General features: G+C 62.0%; 11 protein-coding genes. 6 read left to right on the forward strand and 5 right to left on the reverse strand.

Going from position 1 to position 18151, the window contains the following annotated elements; genetic code table 11:
* Positions 1-41 precede the first annotated feature (41 nt).
* From P9L99_09290 to P9L99_09315, 6 genes are all read left to right on the forward strand, one after another.
* Positions 42-1928, forward strand: coding sequence for a hypothetical protein (locus tag P9L99_09290; protein MDP8223542.1), 1887 nt, complete (start codon positions 42-44; stop codon positions 1926-1928).
* A 108-nt stretch (positions 1929-2036) separates the two neighbouring features.
* Positions 2037-3008: a sigma-54 dependent transcriptional regulator gene (locus P9L99_09295; protein ID MDP8223543.1), complete on the forward strand. Its 972-nt coding sequence runs from the start codon at positions 2037-2039 to the stop codon at positions 3006-3008.
* A 7-nt stretch (positions 3009-3015) separates the two neighbouring features.
* The gene (locus tag P9L99_09300) at positions 3016-6273 is read left to right on the forward strand and encodes a glycosyltransferase (GenBank protein MDP8223544.1); all 3258 of its coding nucleotides are present in this window, start codon (positions 3016-3018) and stop codon (positions 6271-6273) included.
* A complete protein-coding gene (locus tag P9L99_09305; protein ID MDP8223545.1) occupies positions 6270-7418 on the forward strand; it encodes a glycosyltransferase in 1149 nt (382 codons plus the stop codon). Before P9L99_09300 ends, P9L99_09305 begins: the two co-directional genes overlap by 4 nt.
* Positions 7419-8543 (forward strand): glycosyltransferase, encoded by a 1125-nt coding sequence (locus P9L99_09310; GenBank protein MDP8223546.1) that lies wholly within the window; start codon positions 7419-7421, stop codon positions 8541-8543.
* Positions 8540-9709, forward strand: a complete 1170-nt coding sequence (locus tag P9L99_09315; protein MDP8223547.1) for a glycosyltransferase family 2 protein — start codon at positions 8540-8542, stop codon at positions 9707-9709. The genes P9L99_09310 and P9L99_09315 overlap by 4 nt, the downstream gene beginning before the upstream one ends.
* 6 nt (positions 9710-9715) lie before the next feature.
* Here P9L99_09315 and P9L99_09320 read toward each other — a convergent pair whose 3' ends face one another.
* The 5 genes from P9L99_09320 to pdxA are packed head-to-tail and all read right to left on the reverse strand — an operon-like array spanning position 9716 to position 18056.
* Positions 9716-10252, reverse strand: coding sequence for a DUF2505 family protein (locus P9L99_09320; protein MDP8223548.1), 537 nt, complete (start codon positions 10250-10252; stop codon positions 9716-9718).
* Positions 10253-10271: 19 nt separating this feature from the next.
* Complete coding sequence (locus P9L99_09325) at positions 10272-12557, reverse strand: hypothetical protein (GenBank protein ID MDP8223549.1); 2286 nt, start codon at positions 12555-12557, stop codon at positions 10272-10274.
* Position 12558: 1 nt separating this feature from the next.
* Positions 12559-14202: a hypothetical protein gene (locus tag P9L99_09330; protein ID MDP8223550.1), complete on the reverse strand. Its 1644-nt coding sequence runs from the start codon at positions 14200-14202 to the stop codon at positions 12559-12561.
* A 2-nt stretch (positions 14203-14204) separates the two neighbouring features.
* A complete protein-coding gene (uvrA, locus tag P9L99_09335) occupies positions 14205-17051 on the reverse strand; it encodes an excinuclease ABC subunit UvrA (GenBank protein ID MDP8223551.1) in 2847 nt (948 codons plus the stop codon).
* The gene (gene pdxA, locus P9L99_09340; GenBank protein MDP8223552.1) at positions 17052-18056 is read right to left on the reverse strand and encodes a 4-hydroxythreonine-4-phosphate dehydrogenase PdxA; all 1005 of its coding nucleotides are present in this window, start codon (positions 18054-18056) and stop codon (positions 17052-17054) included.
* Positions 18057-18151 lie beyond the last annotated feature (95 nt).

Below are 18151 nucleotides of genomic sequence, written 5' to 3' on the forward strand. Positions count from 1 at the left end.
AACCGGATTCTCACTCAACTTGGGTGGTGCTTATCAACAAAATGACTGACGACCCACGACCGCCCCTTTCCACTTCGGCCGCCGCGCGCGGCGCACTTGTCTTGTCGCTTTTGATCTTGGTTTTTTGGCTGCCGATGATGACGCCGGGCCGGATTTTCGACAACCGGGACGACGTTTTCATCCATCTGTTTTTTCAGGCCTTCGTTGACCACGCGCTCACGGTGGACCACGCGCTGCCGCTATGGAGCCATCATTTGGGCGGCGGTTTCGCCCTTTTCGCCGACCCGGATTTTCCGTTTCCCGATCCCTTCGTCATCGCCGCCGCGTTTGTTTTCGACGATCTGCTTGGCTTCAAAATGGTGTTGTTGCTTTGGTTGATGTTGGGCGGGTTATCGGCGTATTGGTTCGTCCTGCGGGTGCTTGGCGTTTCGCGGACCGTCGCGGTGGGCACGGCGCTGGCGGCGGTATGTTCGCCGTGGGCCGTGCGCCGCTTGGCGGTGGGCGGCGACACAAACGATGTTTCCGCTTTCCTCTTTTTATTCTTTCTGGCCGGCTTCCATTTCATGACCCATCGCGTGATGACCGAGCCCGAGGCCGGCGGCTCATGGCGAGGAATTCACCGTCGATTGCGGTGGGGACGAGTGTTTTGGGCGACGTCGTTTTTGACGTTGATGGTCGGCGCGGCGTTAGCCTCAGGCAAGGCGCACCTTTTCGTCTTCGCCGTGATGGTCTGCTTTTATGCGGCGGGCGAAGCCTTACCTCTGGCATGGCGACGCGATCGGCGGGCGCTCGTGCCACTTGGGGTCGCTGCGGCGACTCTCGCGCTGCCGCTCCTGCTTTTTCACGGGCGTTTGTTTTCGACGTTCCGGCTTTCCAAGCGACTGTTTGGCTCGCTCGATTTCTCCTACAAACTCGACCGCGTAAGCGATCTGATTCCCCAAGCATTGGTTGATGAGGTGCTGCGTGAGCAGTTTCCTTCGCTTGGTTTCGCGTTGGTGTTGGCCGGTGCGGCGTTGGGTTTCGCTGTGTATCGGCGGCGGTTTTGGGTGTTGCCGGCGATGGCGGCTTTGGCGGCGCTGCTGATGCTTGGCGAAACGACGCATCTCGGCGAATGGTTTTACTCGCTGCCGATTGCTCGGACGACCGCGTCCTACAAATACTATTCGTTTTATTTGTCGGCGCCGCTGGTCTTGCTCGCCGGGGCCGCGGTGGATCGTTTGCGGCGCGGCAAATGGAAATGGGCCGTGTCGTCTATTGGGCTGGTACTCGTGCTGCTGTATTCCGGGTCGGCGTGGCTGCTGCTTATTCGACACACCCGACAAGTAGTTGAACCGACGCCGGCGGCGGGCGGGTTTTTCAACATCGAGAATCGTCACATGCCGGCCAATCCCTACTACTTATTTCGCAGCAATTTGGGAACGACCCAATGGGAGAATCCTTTCCGTTTGCCCAGCAGCGTAGAGCCGCGGTATTTCCTCGCCGAGGACCAGCAGACTTTCGTGCCGCAACCGGCGCGCTTTGAGCCGAACCCCGAGTATCGAGGCGAAGCCTATTTTCAAGGAGACGCCAACCGGGTCAGTGCCGTGCGCCGCGCGACCAACCGGATTAGCGTGGACGTGGACGTCGCGCAGCAGCCCGCGTTGCTGATTCTCAACATGAACTTCCACCGTAGCTGGCGCTCGAATGTGGGCGTGCCGCACGTGCGCGAACACCGCTTGGCCTTGGCAAAATTACCCGCCGGGAAGTACACGATCGAACTACGCTTCAAGCCGCGGAAATACGTGATTCGGGCGGCTATCGATTTGGCCGTCTTCGGAGTTTTGCTCATCTTCGTGATCGGCGGCGCGATCGTGGCCGGGTACCGGTGGCTTACGGAAGAGGCCGAGAACGTGCGCCGGCGCCGCGAAACTGGCGATAAAGAGTCATAAAGCGTCTAATCCGACTTAAACGTGCGGCATTTTTCTTGACACATCCCTGAAAATTCGTAATAACTGAGGGTGAATTCGGTAAATTCGTAACCAGATTAGGGGTGGCATATGAGCGAGGCCATGGCGAAGCCGCATATTATCGGCCGCAGCAAACCGATGCAGGACATCTTCGAACTCGTTGATCGGGTGGCGCCGTTCAAATCGACCGTGCTCGTTAGCGGGGAGAGCGGTACGGGAAAAGAACTGATCGCGCTCGCGATTCACGCCGGCAGTCCGCGCGCCAACAAACCCTTTGTGGCGGTTAACTGCGGTGCCATTGCGGAAAACCTAATCGAAGCAGAGCTGTTCGGCCACGTGAAGGGAGCCTTCACCGGCGCGGTGAATAGTGCCGCCGGGTATTTCGAGAAAGCGCAAGGCGGCAGTTTGTTTCTGGATGAAATCGGCGATCTGCCGCTTTCGTTGCAGGTGAAACTTTTACGCGCCCTCCAGGAGGAAGAGATTGTGCGCGTCGGCGATCGCCGACCGATCAAGCTCGACCTGCGAATCATCACCGCGACCAACCGAAATCTGGAGCAAGACGTAGCAGACGGCCGGTTTCGGGCCGATCTGTATTACCGCCTGAATGTCGTTCACATCGTCGTGCCGCCCCTGCGCGACCGCAAGGACGACATGCCGCTGCTGGTGAGCCATTTCATCAAGCGGATCGCCGAGCGCATCGGCCGCGAGAATGTCGGCGTCAGTCGCGAGGCCATGGGCATGATGCGCAACTACGATTGGCCGGGAAACATTCGCGAATTGGAAAACGTTCTCGAACAAACCATGCTCATGATGGAAGAGGGCGAGGAAATCGACCCGAGTCACTTGCCGCTGTTTATGGAACGACGCGGCGCGCAACGGCGGCGGCGCTTCCGGGAAGAGGCGCTGGATCGCATGTTGTCCCTTGAAGAGTACGCCCGCGAATTCGTGCAGCGCTATCAGGACCACCATACCGAAAAAGAACTGGCCGGATTCCTCGGCATTACGCCGAAAACACTATGGGAAAAACGCAAAAAATGGGGAGTGCCCCGTTCGAGGCGCTGAGGAGCTAGTGATCCGCAATGTCTTGATAACTTGCGCCGCGCAAAACGCGGCGCTCGCCTGTTGCCGCGCCCTGCATGCGGCCGGTTGGCGCGTGACGGCCGTCGACGACGATCCCCGCGCCAAGGCCCTGGGCAGCCGGTGCGTGACCGTATCGCACGTGGCGCCGACGGCGCCCGGCGACGACCCCGACGCGTACGCGGATTTTATCCTGGAACTTCTCCGGAAGCACCGCTTCGATGTGCTGATTCCCACCACCGACGCCGCCATCTTCGCTCTGCTGCCGCGCCGTGAAGAGATAGAAGCGCACTGTGCCGTTCCGTGGCCGTCGACCGATGCCCTGCACGCCGCGGCAAACAAGGACGACACTTTCGCCACGGCCCGCCGCCTGGGTTTAGCGACGCCGGCCATGGTGCGCATCGGTACGCCGGACGAAGTCATCGATCACGACGCGCTGCCGTATCCGGTGGTCGTCAAGCCGCATCGTAGCCTGGTCGACGGCCGCAAGATCGCCGTGACCTATGCCGGCGATGCGGAAGAATTGGCGGCGGTGCTCGCCGACCTGCCGGACGGGGCGTATCCGCTTCTGCTCCAGCAGCGCATCGTAGGGCCCGGCGAAGGATACTTCGGCGTGTGGCGGCACGGCGAGCCGGTGGTGGAAAGCGCGCATCGGCGTTTGCGTGAGATGCCGCCTTCGGGGGGCGTGAGTACTTTGCGGGAGTCGATTCCGATTGCCCGCGACATGCGAGACGCGGCGCGGCGCTTGCTGGCCGAATGGCGGTGGCACGGCCCGGCGATGGTGGAGTTCAAGCGCGGCGGCGACGGCCGGCCGTACCTCATGGAGGTGAACGGTCGCCTGTGGGGCAGCCTGCAACTAGCGGTCGACGCGGGAATCGACGTGCCGCTGGCCGCGGCCTTGGTGGCGGTGGGCGAGCCCGTGCCGGAGATGACCTACCACGCGGGTATCAAGACGCGTTGGTTGTTGGGTGATCTCGACGCGACACTGACGCGGCTGTTCAAGCGCGAAGGGGATTTGAAAATGCCGCCGGGCAGCGCGGGCCGACTTCGCTGGTTGCTTTCGTTTTGTGTGGATTTCTTCCGCCCGACCGTGCGTCTCGAAGTGTGTCGCCGGCATGACATCGGGCCCTTTAGCCGCGAGTTCCGCAAATGGCTGGCGAACAAATGGGCGCTGGTCAAAAAGCGTGTTCGGACCGGTTCGCAAAAGACGCCGGCGTTGCTGCACGTGCATTCCACGTTCAGTTATGACGGCGAGCTTTCGGTGGCCGAAATCGCCGCGTTGCTGCGCGAGCGTGGTATTCGCGTGGGGTTCCTCACCGAGCACACGCGACAGTTGAGCGCGGACGACGTGCGGCGTTTGCGGGAAGAGTGCGCCGCGCACAGCGATGACGAGTTGCTGTTGGTCCCCGGCTTGGAGTTCGACCAGAAAGGCGATCATCACGTCTTGGCGTTGGGCGTGACGGAACTGCTGCCCGAAGACGATTACGAGAAACTCGTCGATCTCATCCACGACGCCGGCGGGCTGGCCGTTCTGGCCCACCCGGAGCCGGGAGATATCACCGGGAACCTCGAATTCGCCGGGCGTTTCGATGCCGTCGAAGTGTGGAACACGATGCACGACGGGCAATACGTGCCCAACGCCGATGTCCTGTGGCAGTATCGAGCAGCGCGGCGGGCCGGGGCGGGATTCGTCGCCGTTGCCGGTGCGGATTTCCATTTTCGGGACAACCTAAAAGACATTGCGATGGTTTTCGACCCGCTGCGTGAGCTTTCTTGGCCGGCGGTGCGCGAAGCCTTGCTGGCCGGGCGTTTTCACATCGAGAGCCGGCGCGTTCTTCTCTCCTCCCACGGGGCCGGGCCGTTAAGCATCGCGCTGTTTCGTTTGGCGCACGTATGTCAACAGCGCGTAGCCGTAATCCGGGCGTGGTATCGATCCAGGAAGACGGTCCCTTATTGGGAATTTCTCGGCCACGGCATCGAAAAGGCCGGACCGGCGGCGCACGAGCCCTTCGGCCGGACGATTTGCTGGCGCGTGATGGGCACCTTCTCGGGCAATGATCGACGCGGTGAGTGCTGCCGTCCATTCCCCACCTGCCGCGACTGTGATTACTACCGCCACGTCAACAATACTTGGCCGCATGAGCGCCCCCTGCGCGTGCTGCATTTGATCGAAACATCCAATCCGGGCGGCGCCGAACTGATGATGCTGGACCTCGTGTCCCGCATGAACACCGAGCGTGTGCGCAGCCACGTGCTGCTGATCAAACACGGCTGGCTCGAAAAACAGTTTCAGGAACGCGGCGTGCCGGTGACCGTTCGCCCCATCAAAAGACGGCGCGATTGGCGATGGATGCGCGACGTGGCGCGTTTGATCAAGCGGCGTCGCTACGACCTGCTTCACAGCCACGAATTCACGATGAACGTGTACACTTTTTGGACAGCGCGATCGGCGGGCGTGCCGCATTTGCCCACGGTCCACGGCAACCTGGAGTATCTGCGCGCCCGGGTCAGGCGCCGGTGGATGTATCGCTTGCTCGCTCGCGGCTCCTGCCCGTTGGTGGCAGTGAGCGGCGAAATCAAGCGCGTTTTGGTGCAGGAATTAAAACTGCCGGCCTCGTGCGTGCAGGTTGTCCACAACGGCGTCACGCTCGAGGAGTCGGAAAAGGAAGTTGATTTCCGGCGGGAACGGGGCTTACCGCCCGGCGCGAAGCTGATCGGCGTCATCGGCCGGCTGCACCCGATCAAAGGCCCAGATGTCATGGTCGAGGCAATGTCTCACATTGTCGAAAGTGTGCCTGAAGCTCACGTGATCTTTTTTGGGCACGGGCACATGCGACCCATGTTGGAACGACGCGTCGAGCGCGATGGGTTGACGCACGCGGTGACTTTCGCCGGCTATACCGAAGGCATTGGGCGGCGGCTGGACGCCCTGGATTTAATCGCCGTGCCCAGTCGCTACGAGGGGCTGTCGCTGGCGTTGATCGAAGCCATGGCCGCGTCGCGACCGATTGTCGCCACCAACGTTGGGGGGAACGCCGAAGCTATCGTCGACGGCGAGTCCGGCTGCTTGGTGCCGTCGGAACAACCTGAGGCGCTGGCTGCGGCGTGCGTCAGATTGCTGAACGATCCCGCGTTGGCCGGGAAATTCGGCACGGCGGCGCGACGGCGGGTCGAACGAGATTTCAGTATCGACAAAATGCTCGAGACCTACTTGGCGCTATATGAATCCAAAGCCGGAGGCAAGAAGTGATTTGGCCGTGGGTATTATTTTTATCTCTTGGAATCTTCGGACTGACTTATCCCTACGTGATTTATCCGCTGGTGTTGCGCCTCGGAAAAAAACGTTTTGACGTCGGCGCCGCGCCTGAACCGGAGATTTGGCCTCCGGTGACGGTCATCATTGCCGCGCACAACGCCGCCGGTCGTATTGGCGCGAAGGTTCGGCGGATGCGTGCTCACGAATATCCGGGAAGCATGGAAATCATTGTGGCTGACGACGGCAGCAAAGACGACACCGCCGACGAAGCCCAAGATGCCGGAGCCGACCACGTGCTGCGTCTATCGCGGGTCGGAAAAAGCGAGGCGCAGAATCAAGCCGTCGAGGTCGCGACCGGCGAGGTGTTGGTCTTTTCGGATGTCACCGTGGCCGCGGAGCCGGGCTCGATCGGCAAGCTCGTGGCCGAGTTGCTGCAACCGGGCGTGGGGTGCGTCACGGGCGTGGACGTTTCGGTGCCCGGCGATGGCCAAGACGCGGCGGAAGGTGCGGGTTTCTACACTCGCTTCGAAATTTACGTGCGTCGGCGGGAAGCGCAGACCGGCACGTTGATCGGCGTCAACGGCTGCCTCTTTGTGGTGCGGAAAAAAGATCGCCCGCCGGTGCCGCCGGAGTGTGTCGACGATCTCTATGTACCGCTGGCCGTTTGCGACCGTGGCTTGCGCGTGACGCTGCATCCGGAAGCGCGGGCCGTAGTGCCGAGGTCGACTTCGTTCGCCGACGAATACCGCCGCAAAGTGCGCACGTTTGCCGGCGGCATTTTTACGATGATGCGGGTGTATCGACATCTGCCGCGGGCTAAGCGCCGTTGCCGGCGGCAACTGGTCGGTCACAAGTGGATGCGCTGGCTCGGCCCGTTCTTCTCGGTCTTGACGCTTTACGCTACGTTCGGCCTTGCGATGCGCTGGTGGCCCGCGTGGTCGTTGTTCGGCGGGGAACTCGTGGCGGCCTTACTGGCCGGATTCGGAATTGCGGCGGCTGTGGCCGGAAGGGATGTCGGCCGCGGGTTGCGGCTGCCCGGCTTTTTCGGGCTGGTGCAGATCGCGCTGCTGCACGCGTGGTATCGTGTGCTGACTTGGCGACCCTACATAACTTGGGATCCGACGCGACGGGAGTTTTAGATGATCAAGGTGCTGCACGTAGCCGAGGGAGCGCGCTTCGCCGGCATTGAAAGCCACTTGGTGACGATGTTCAGCCGGCTTCGCGGGCGTGAGGATTTGCACGCGGAGTTGGCCGTGTTTGCCGAGGGTCTCTTGAAGGAAAAAACGCAGGCGATCGGCGTATCCGTGCATACCATTTCCCGGCGTCGTAAGTACGACACCCGGGCGATCGCGTACGCGGCGCGCTTGATACGCGAGGGCGGCTTTCATCTTGTGCATACCCACGGTTACCTGGCCAATATCATCGGCGGCAAAGCGGCGATGAAGGCCGGCGTTCCTTTCGTGACGACGGTGCACGGCGCGGCGGAACCCTTTCATGGTTGGGCCGGTTGGAAGATGCGTTTCAATTTGGCTCTCGACCGACGCATGACGCGACGCCACTGCGCTCGCGTGATTACCGTCGCCGAGCCATTAAAGCGGCAACTCATGGCAGCCGGAATGCCGAAGGAGAAGATCGACGTCATACACAACGGGTTGGAGGAAGTCGTCGTGGACGAGGCGGTGCGGCAGGCCGCCCGCGCCACGTGGCATCTGACGCCGGAGGATCGCGTCGTGACTTTTGTCGGTCGGCTTGAGGTTGTGAAAGACCCGCTGTTGTTCGTGGAAACCGCCGCGCAGATCGCCGCCCGCGTGCCGCGCGCCGTGTTCCGGGTCGCGGGGGACGGCCCCCTGTTGGACGCCGCTCGCGCTCGGGCGAAGGTGCTCAATTTGGGCGAATCGATACGCTTCTTGGGTTTCGTGGATGACGTGCCCTCGTTGGTCGCCGCGTCCGATTTGTTGCTGCTGACCAGTCGCCACGAGGGCATTCCTAACGCGGCGTTGGAGGCTATGCGCGCCGGTGTGGCGCTGCTTGCCCCCGCGGTCGGCGGGCTGCCGGAATTGTTGAAGGGGCTGCCACAGTTGCTGTGTCACACGCGAGAGGCCCAAGACCTGGCCTTGCGGGCGGCGAATTGGCTGAGTCACGATGAGGAGCGAGTCTCCTTGGGTCAGGCGGGCAAACATCGTTTTGAAACCGCGTTCACGGCGGCAACCATGGTGGAAAAAACGGTGCAAGTGTATCGCCGCGTTGTGGAAAACGAGCCGTGATCGTCGTCGAAATCACTCTCATCGTCGCCGCGGTGTTGCTGCTGGCGGCGGCGCTGTACTACGGCGTTTTCGCCGCGTGGGCCTTGCTGCGGCCGCCCACGCCGCCACGTGAGCGCCAGCCGCAAACACGTTTCTGCGTGCTCATTCCCGCGCACGATGAAGAGGCGTCGATTCAACACACGATTGCGGCGGCCCAGGCGTTTGATTATCCGGCCGAGCTGTTTCGTGTCTTGGTGTTGGCCGACAACTGCGTCGACCGCACGACCCAGGTCGCACGCGAAGCCGGGGCGGATGTAATCGAACGCGTCGCGCCGGACGAACCCGGCAAGGGCCAGGCGATGGCCTGGGCGCTCGAACACCACATCAACGCCGACGAGGCCCTCCTCGTTTGCGACGCCGACAGTCGTCCGGATCCAAAATATCTACGTTGGATGGACCGTGCTTTTGGCGAGGGCGCGGGTGCGGCGCAGGGTTTTAACGGCTCGGCGAATGCGGCGGCGTCAAGCCTCGCTGCGCTGGCGGCGGTGACCAGCGGCATGAAAAACGGCCTTCATTATGCGGGCAAAGCCGCGGCCGGGTTACCCGTGCCGTTGATGAACGGATTGGTTTTGAGTGCTGCAACGATCGCCGCGCATCCCTGGCGGGCGTTTTCGATTACCGAGGATTTCGAGCATTATTTGCGACTCGTGGATGCGGGTGTGACCGTGCGCTTCGTGCCGGAGGCGAAGATTCTCAGTCCGCGGGCTACGGGCTTTGCGGCGGCGGGTCGGCAGAAACGTCGCTGGAGCGGGGGGCAGACGTCGTTGGCGCGCGAACTCGCGTGGCCGATGGCGTGCAGAGCCGTCGCGGGCGGGGCGTTATACAAGCTGGCCGCGGCGCTGGATCTGTTGATGCCGGGCTACTCGCCGCTGACGGCGCTGCTGGTGGTTGTGGCCGCGGCAGCCGGTTATTTGTTCGGCATCGCGCACGCGGGTTTTCTTCTCGCGGCCGCCGGACTGGCCGTGATGGCGCTGCAATTCGCGATCGGGTTGGCGCGGTTGGAATGGACGCCGCAATTGGCGATGGCCGTGGCACTCGCGCCGTTTTATATCGTTTGGAAAATAGCGCTCGCATTGAAATCGGCGCTGTTCAAACCGGATCGTTGGCAACGCGCGTCACGCGATTAAGCGAACTCACCCCTCCTTGCGACGCGAGGTCAAGTATCGCTCGATACTGCGATTTCCCTGCTTCATGTTCTTCTCGACATTCTGCACGATGAATTTGATGATCGTGGGCAGAACGCGCTTGACCAGCATGGTCGGCACGCCGGGGATCTTCGACGGGTCGATGTCGATGTCGCCGCGGATTTTCATCAGCGTTTGATTTTCGCCGTGTGCCTCAAAGGAATTGGCGCCGCGCGCCGAGACGGCCTTTCTCAGGACGGAAATATCAATGTTCCACTCGACGGTGTGTTTGTCACTGTGCCACGTGGCCGTGTCCGTATATTGCCGCGCCCCCTTCGGGATAAACTTCTCGATCGGCCCCGGGAACTTCAACTTCGAAGTCCAAATGCTGACGATATGCACGTGATCGCCGTCAACCTGGCGACTCTGCACTTCGATGCGCTCGATGGCTTCCAGGTAGTTCGCCAGTTCTTCCGTGTGATCGCGGAACGCCGGGTACACTTCGTCGAGCGGGAAATCGATGACATCGTCCACTTCGAGTTTCATGGTTCGCCTTTCTGTTGGATTAGGGAAGGATGATCCCGTGATATCGCGCCAGCCAATAAGCCAGATTCCAGAACGTGCCGGGAGATTCGCTGGTGCCCAAACCGCCGCCGTCGAGAGCAAATGGGTCGCCGCCCCAGTCGATCAACGGCCGCTCGCCGGCGGGCAAGGGCGGTCGCAGGGTGGAAGAGCGCGGCTCGCCCAACCGGTTGGGCAGCAGATCGAAATCGACATCCGCGCGCTCGCTGTTTTCCATGCGCCAATCCAGTAGGTCCAAGGGCATCTCGCGCAACGTCGTCACGGCCGCCGGGGCGTCGAAATCGATCCGGCGACGAGTCAGCGCCCCGTAGATGAAGTCGAAGAGGCTGTTTTGTTCAACGCGGTTGGCCGCGAAGCTGTTTTCCAGGCCGCTCAAATATTTCCCGCGCAGGTCGTGATCGGTTTCGTATTGCAGCAGCGGGTAGAACGCCAGGAAAATCAGTTGATCGGTCTGGTGGTTGGTGAACACCGGCAGGCGCACCGCGGCGTTGACGACCAGATCGTCCAGGGCGTGATCTTGAATCAAGGAACGATAGGCGTCCTCGTAGCGGTCCTCGCCGGTGATGTGGTAGGCGGTTTTCAGGAAACTCAGGATCTCCAGGCTGTTGGGCAGCACCTGGCCGTATTGCCGCAGCGCCAGAAAAGGATTGGACGCCTCGAACCAGCGCCACAGCGTATCCGGATTCCAATTGCCCCAGGTCGTGGGCTCGCCGTCCCAGTCGATCAGTTGGAAATCGTTTTCCAGTAAATGGTCGGCGAGGCGGGAGACCAATTCCGCCACCTGTTGCTGCTGGTCAGGGGTTGCAGCCAGATCGAAATAGACCGCGGCGGCGAAGAAAAAGCCAAGCTCGCTGGCCGCATCGGCATCCGAAAGCCAATCGACGCCCAACTCGCGGTTGGCTTGCCAATCGCAAAACGGCGCGCAATCGGGGTCGGCGCTGCGGGAAAAAAGATCGTCGATGCTGCGCGCGATCAACCCTTCGCGGGGCGTGACTTCTTCCAAAAAATTCAGCGCCGCGAAGTGCTCGTCGGCTGTTTCCCGGTAGACGCCGTCCTCGGTCGCCGCGAACGCGAACGACAGCGCCGCCAGGTGCAGACTCGTGGAGAAGGCATCGGTGCGCGAAGCGCGGCGCCGGAAAGTCGACAAGTCGCCCGGAATATCCAAGTCGCTGGCCGACACGAGGCCGAAACGCACGTGGCGTGACTCCGTCAATTCCAAGTAGACGTCGGCTTTTTCGGCCAAGGTCATTTCCTCGGCCCGAATTTGCGACATGCCGTTGGTCGTCGCGACCCACAATGACGCACCATCCCCGGCCAGCGCCGTGACGTGGTCGTGGGGCAGCCACCTGCGACCCGCGAAATAGCGCCACGAATCTTCGTGAAGCCAGGCGACGCCGCGTTCTGTGCCGACCCAAACACCGGCGAGCGGGCCTTGATCGAAGCGGGCCAGCGCCGTGATCTTCGGATAGGGCAAACCCTGAGCGCCCGTCCAGGAGTGCAGTTCGTCATCGGCGGTCAGGTGGTTCAATCCGCGATCGGTGCCGATCCACAGGCCGCCTTCACCGTCGGGAATAACGGCCCGGACCAGGACGGAAAGTAGCGATTCGGTCGGCGTGAGGCGGCGGGTGATGGTTTCGCCGTCGGTTTGCAGCAGGCCGTCAGCCGTGGCCGCCCACAACCGGCCGCCCGGCTCCAGGTACAGCGCGAACGCGAAGGAATCGGCCAGCGGCGCGAGCGGGACGAAGCGACCTTCACGAAGCTCGAAAACGCCGTCTTCGGAGGCGGCAAAGACTCTGCCGTCGCCGACCGCCAGCGCGCGGGTGCGCGCTGCGCCGGGTAGATCGTAGGTCACCGTAGCCGCGCCGTCGTAGCGCAGTACCGCGCCTACGGTTCCCAGGTAGTAGACGCCGTCGTCCACTTCAATGCTATGGATCGACCGATCGCCGATCACCGTTCGCCATGCGCCGTCAACCGTTGCGATTAGGCCGGAGTTCGTCGCGGCGAGAATTTCTCCGTCGTTGGGAGCGACATCGTTAACCGTGTTCGCGGGCGCCGGTGCGGGGCTGAAAAAGCCCTCCACATCGGCCCGCAAGAATTCGGCCCGCGTGAATTGGGCGAAGGCTTCGTCTCGGATACTCTTGGTGAATTCATCTGCGGCGGGCGCGTTGTCGCTCTCTTCTTCGTTATACTGGCAAGCCGCGAGCAACGCCGTCACCGCGACCATCACGCCGATGAGCCGGAGCAAAAAAGGTCGCCCGAAGAACGTCATGTCACCTGCTTTCCGAAGTCCGAATCTCGTAGCTGCCGCGAATGCCGGGCAGTTTCAGAATATCAACGACGACGACGCCGCGCCGCGCGGCAACCAGCGCCGTGCCGGATTTTCGATAATAATCGAGCCCCCGTATGCCGCTGCCGATCTTCAATTCGGCGACTCGCTTGCCGTCCGTCAAATCGGCGACGACCAACGTGCCCGTGGCCGTGGAGGCCGCGACGAACAAACTACGCTGCGGGTCCAGACGCAGGAAATTCAAGCCGGGCTCGACGCGCCAACCGCCGCGCGTCTCGAGGGATTCGGCATATCGAACGTCCACGGCGCCATAGCCGGCAACGGTTGTGTAAAGCGAGTAGTCCAATTCGTTGTGGGCCACTACGCCGACGCCGCGCGGCAAGGTGACCCGCCGGATGATTTCGCCGTTGGCCAAGCCGATCTGCTGCACGCGCCATCCGTCGGCAAACCATTTGGCGCCTTCGGCGGCGAAGATCACACGGCGTTTGGGAACCGCGACCATGTTTCCGATGCGTGCCAGCGGAACCGCGATTTCTGCGCAGGTATCGGCGATTTCGACCTCGCGGGTGTCGGCCGCTTTTCGCAAGTCGCACAGCAGCAGGTTCGTCGCCTCACCGTCCCCGCCGACCGCCAATCTCGAATCGCCGAGCACCGCGGCCCGCGGGGCGAACGGCAGCGTTCCGTGAAACACGGCCCGCGTAAACAGCAGGTCACCGTCGAGCCAATGCACCGGCGTCGTGTCGCTGTCGGTGACGACGAAAACGTCACCGGTTTCCGGATGGGTCGCGACGAGTCGAATTTCATCGCCCGCGAATTCGCGCTCGTCCACCGGCTTGCCGGTCGACAGGCTGACGCGACGCAATACCGTGGGCTCGGCTTCCGCGACGATGAGCGCCGCGCTTCCATCCGCGGTCAACACCGCGAGACGCGGCGACGTGCCCGCTTCGCTCAATTGGCGAATGGCCGTGGAGTTGAGCGGGCGCAAGTCACTGAGCGCGCCGGGCGGTTGCAACAGATTCGCCGCGAAGAACAACAACCCGGCCAAGCCCAGCAAGCGGAAGACGGCGTGGCCGCGTTTGGGCATCATGGCCGCACCGTGCAACAGAATCGCAAACGCGGCGATCCAGAAAAAATGCGGGCCTCGCTCCTGTCGGAGAAAGGCGTGCAGCAGCCACGTCAACGCGGCGATGTCGGCGACGCCGAGGCTGATCCAACGAATCACGCGCCGCCGCTGCGTCACGATCGGCAACGCCAAGGCGGGACCGGCCAGCAGCGCCCAAACCACGGCGATCGGCAACGCGTCCAGCTTGTTTTCGAAAAATGCGCGATCCACCAGTTGGGAGAGCAGCAGCCAGGGCAGCAGCGCCCAAAAAGCGTAACCGGCGGCGCGTCCCAGCATGTCGGTCGCGGCGAGGCGCTCGTCGGGATCGCGGCGATGCCGGATCCAAAGGCGTCGCCCCAGCGCCAAGAGGCAACACACGGACCACACGCCGACAACGAGGGTGAGGGTTTTCGGCCCGTCGGCCAAAGCGAGGTTGAAGCGCATGCCGAGCGGCGAGGCGAGGGCCGCGCTCGGTGCCAACAAGCCGGTTGTCATCGCGAACGCGAGTACCGGGCTTTTGCTCATGTTTACCCCGTCTTTTTGCGGCGACGATTGCGGTTGGCGGACAATAGCTTCTTCAGATATTGGCCGGTGAAACTTTTCGGTACGGCGGCAATTTGCTCCGGCGTGCCGACAGCGAGGACACGCCCGCCCATGTCGCCGCCTTCCGGTCCTAAGTCGATAATATAGTCGGCTGTTTTTATCACGTCCAGATTGTGTTCGATCACAATCACGGTGTTGCCGTTGTCCACCAGGCGCTGCAGAACGGCGAGCAACTTAGCGATGTCGTCGAAGTGAAGGCCCGTCGTGGGCTCGTCAAGGATGTACAGCGTGCGACCCGTGGAACGCTTCGAGAGTTCCTTGGACAACTTGATGCGTTGGGCTTCGCCGCCCGAAAGCTTCGTCGCCTGCAGGCCGAGGGGAAGATAACCGAGACCAACTTCCTGAAGCGTGCGCAGGCGATCCAAGACCGATGGGAAGCTGGCAAATACCGGCATCGCTTCATCGACGGTCATCTCCAGAATGTCGGCGATGGAGTACGTTTTGTATTTAATTTCCAGCGTGTCGCGATTGTACCGATTGCCCCCGCATTGATCGCACACCACGTAGACATCCGGCAAAAAGTGCATCTCGACTTTGATCACACCGTCGCCCTGGCAGGCCGCGCAGCGCCCGCCTTTGACGTTGAAGGAAAAGCGGCCGGGCTTGTAGCCGCGCACCCGCGACTCGGGCAGCTCGGCGAACAAGTCGCGAATCGGCGTGAACAAACCGGTATACGTCGCCGGGTTGGAGCGCGGTGTACGGCCGATGGGGCTTTGATCGATGTCGATCACCTTGTCGATATACGGTAGCCCGCGGATTTCGGTATGGGCGCCGGCGCGCGCCTTGCTGTGGTACAAACGCTGCTGCAGCGCGCGGAAAAGCGTGTCTACCACCAGCGTGCTCTTGCCCGAACCCGACACACCGGTAACGCATGTGAACAGACCGATCGGGAAACGAACATTGATCGCCTGCAGGTTGTTTTGCGAGGCGCCCTTGATTTCGATCCACTTGCGCTTGGACTCGCGACGCGCCTCGGGCACGCTGATCTCCAGCCTCCCGGAAAGGTATTTGCCCGTCAGGCTGTCGGCCGACTTGCAGATGTCCTCCGGCGTACCCTGCGCGACCAGCTTGCCGCCATGCACGCCCGCGCCGGGGCCCAGGTCGATCACGTGGTCGGCGGAGAGAATCGTCTCGGCGTCGTGCTCGACAACCAACACCGTGTTGCCCACGTCGCGCAGCCGCCGCAGCATACGCAGCAAGCGGTCGTTGTCGCGCTGGTGCAGGCCGATCGAGGGTTCGTCGAGAATATAGAGAACACCCATCAGGCTGGAGCCGACTTGTGTCGCCAGGCGGATGCGCTGGCTTTCGCCGCCCGAAAGCGTCGTGCCGCTGCGGCTCAACGTGAGGTATTCCAGACCCACGGCTTCGAGAAAGCCTAGCCGTTCGCTGATTTCCTTCAGCAACCGCCGGCCGATTTCAGCGCGCCTGTCGTCGAGTTCCAGATCGCGGAAAAACGCCGCCGATTCCCGAATGCTCATTTCGGTCAGTTGGGAAATGTTGAAGCCGCCGATGCGCACCGCAAGGCTCTCGGGACGCAGGCGCGCGCCGTGGCACGTCGAGCACGGAATGACGCTCATGAAGCGCCGCATCTCCTCGCGAATCATTTCGCTCTGCGTTTCGCCGTAACGGCGGCTGAGATTGCTGATGACGCCCTCGAAGGTCTTGGTGTATTCGTAGCGTCGGTCGCCTTGCTCGTAGAAAAAGCGGATTTCATCTTCGCAGCCGAACAGAATCGCTTTTTGCGTCGCGGCGGGAAGCTTGTTCCAGGGCGTATAGATCGAGAAGTTGAAGTGCTTCTCCAGGCTTTCGAGCGTCTGGGCGAAGTACACCGAGTTGCGGTTTTCCCACGGCAGAACGGCCCCTTCGCGAATGGATAGGTTCGGGTTGGGCACCACGAGTTCGGGGTCGAATTCCATTTTGTACCCGAGGCCGTCGCAGCTCGGACACGCGCCGTGCGGGTTGTTGAAGCTGAAGATACGCGGCGCCAGCTCCGGTAGCGAGAAGCCGCATTCGATGCACGCGAAACGTTCGGAGAAGGTGTGTATCTCGCCGGTGTCGACCTCTTCGACCTTCACAATGCCCTCGGCCAGACGCAGCGCCGTCTCGACGGCTTCGGTTAGGCGCGGCGTGCCGGCTTTGACCACGATGCGGTCGACAACCACGTCGATATCGTGCTTTTTGTTTTTTTCGAGCGTGATGCTTTCTTCGAGGCGATGCAGCTTGCCGTCGATTTTCACCCGCGCGAAACCGTCACGCCGAAACGCTTGGAGTTCCTTGCGATACTCCCCTTTGCGACCGCGCACCACCGGCGCGAGCACGTGAATGCGCGTGCCTTCGCCGAACGCCAGCACCTGGTCGACAATTTGCTGCACGGTCTGCGCCGCAATCGGCTTGTCGCACGTGGGGCAGTACACTTCGCCGACGCGGGCGAACAAGACGCGCAGGTAGTCGTACACCTCGGTGATCGTGCCCACGGTCGAGCGCGGATTGCGCGACGTTGTCTTCTGCTCGATGCTGATCGCCGGCGACAGGCCTTCGATGCTGTCCACGTCCGGCTTGCCGAGTTGCTCGAGAAACTGCCGGGCGTAAGACGAAAGGCTTTCAACGTAGCGGCGCTGGCCCTCGGCGTAGATCGTGTCAAACGCCAGCGAACTCTTGCCCGAACCGGAAATACCGGTGATGACCACCAGCGAGTCACGCGGAATTTCGATGTCGATATTGTCCAGGTTGTGCTCGCGAGCCCCTTTGATGATGATCTTGTCGCTTCCCATCTAGCTTCTTTCCGCCGCGGCCCGGCGTCGAATGAAATCGACCGCGGCGCGAATCGCGTGCCCGGCGCTGCATGGATCGGCGCGGCCCGTCCAGGCAATATCGCGGGCCGTGCCGTGATCCGGCGATGTGCGAACCAAGGACAAGCCGAGCGTTGTGTTCACGCCGCAATCGAAATGCAGCATCTTGAGGGGAATCAGCGCCTGGTCGTGCGTTGGGCAGATGACGACGTCGGCGCGATCGCGGAATACGAACGCCGTGTCGCTGGGCAAGGGGCCGTCGACGTTCAAGCCTTCCTGCCGGGCGATCTCCACCGCCGGACTCAACACGCGGATTTCCTCGGTGCCGAATAAACCGTTTTCGCCCGCGTGCGGATTCAAGCCGCACAGGAGCATGCGGGGATTCTCCAACCCGAACAGCACCTTCATTTCCCGGGACACGATGCGCAGGGTATCGAGCACCAAACCGGGCGTCAATTTCTGCGGAACCTCGACGTAGGGGATATGGGTGGTAAGCGGCACAACCCGCAACTCCGGGCCGAAGAGCATCATCACCGGTCGCGCTGCGCCGCATAACCGGGCGAGCATTTCGGTGTGGCCCGGCGTGTCTTGCCCGGCGGCCTTGTTGGCTCGCTTGTCGATGGGCATCGTGACGACCCCGGACGCTTCACCGGCGAGACAGGCCTGAGCGGCGGCGGTGATCGCGTTGACCTGTACCATGCCGCGGGCAGCCAAATATTCGTCATGCGGGTCGGCGGGGTCGGTCATATCTTCCAGCCGACAATCCGGCGCCGACCAGACGGGCCAGCCTTCCTCGTCGCGAATGTGTTTAATGTCCGACACGAGATAGATCGATTCGCCGACCATTTCCGCGGCGCGCTGCCAGCAGTTGAGGTTGCCGATCAGCAGCACTGGGTGATCGCCCGCCGCGCCTTGCCCGAGCGCTTTAAGGGCGACCTCAGGGCCGATTCCGGCCGGGTCGCCGCAGGTGATAAGCAGGGGTTTCATCTTTTTCCTTTATGACGCAGTGCGTAAAACCTCGATCGAATAGTATAGCAACGGACCGTCGGATTGTCGTTAAAAATCGGCACGGATAATTGCGT

This window comes from Candidatus Lernaella stagnicola (genome assembly GCA_030765525.1).
Lineage (GTDB): Bacteria > Lernaellota > Lernaellaia > Lernaellales > Lernaellaceae > Lernaella > Lernaella stagnicola.

Excerpts from the sequence above, each read along its gene's own strand:
- pdxA (MDP8223552.1), bottom strand. The coding sequence starts at position 18,056 with ATGAAACCCCTGCTTATCACCTGCGGCGACCCGGCCGGAATCGGCCCT.
- uvrA (MDP8223551.1), bottom strand. The coding sequence starts at position 17,051 with ATGGGAAGCGACAAGATCATCATCAAAGGGGCTCGCGAGCACAACCTG.
- P9L99_09290 (MDP8223542.1), top strand. The coding sequence starts at position 42 with ATGACTGACGACCCACGACCGCCCCTTTCCACTTCGGCCGCCGCGCGC.
- P9L99_09310 (MDP8223546.1), top strand. The coding sequence starts at position 7,419 with ATGATCAAGGTGCTGCACGTAGCCGAGGGAGCGCGCTTCGCCGGCATT.
- P9L99_09330 (MDP8223550.1), bottom strand. The coding sequence starts at position 14,202 with ATGAGCAAAAGCCCGGTACTCGCGTTCGCGATGACAACCGGCTTGTTG.
- P9L99_09325 (MDP8223549.1), bottom strand. The coding sequence starts at position 12,557 with ATGACGTTCTTCGGGCGACCTTTTTTGCTCCGGCTCATCGGCGTGATG.
- P9L99_09295 (MDP8223543.1), top strand. The coding sequence starts at position 2,037 with ATGAGCGAGGCCATGGCGAAGCCGCATATTATCGGCCGCAGCAAACCG.
- P9L99_09320 (MDP8223548.1), bottom strand. The coding sequence starts at position 10,252 with ATGAAACTCGAAGTGGACGATGTCATCGATTTCCCGCTCGACGAAGTG.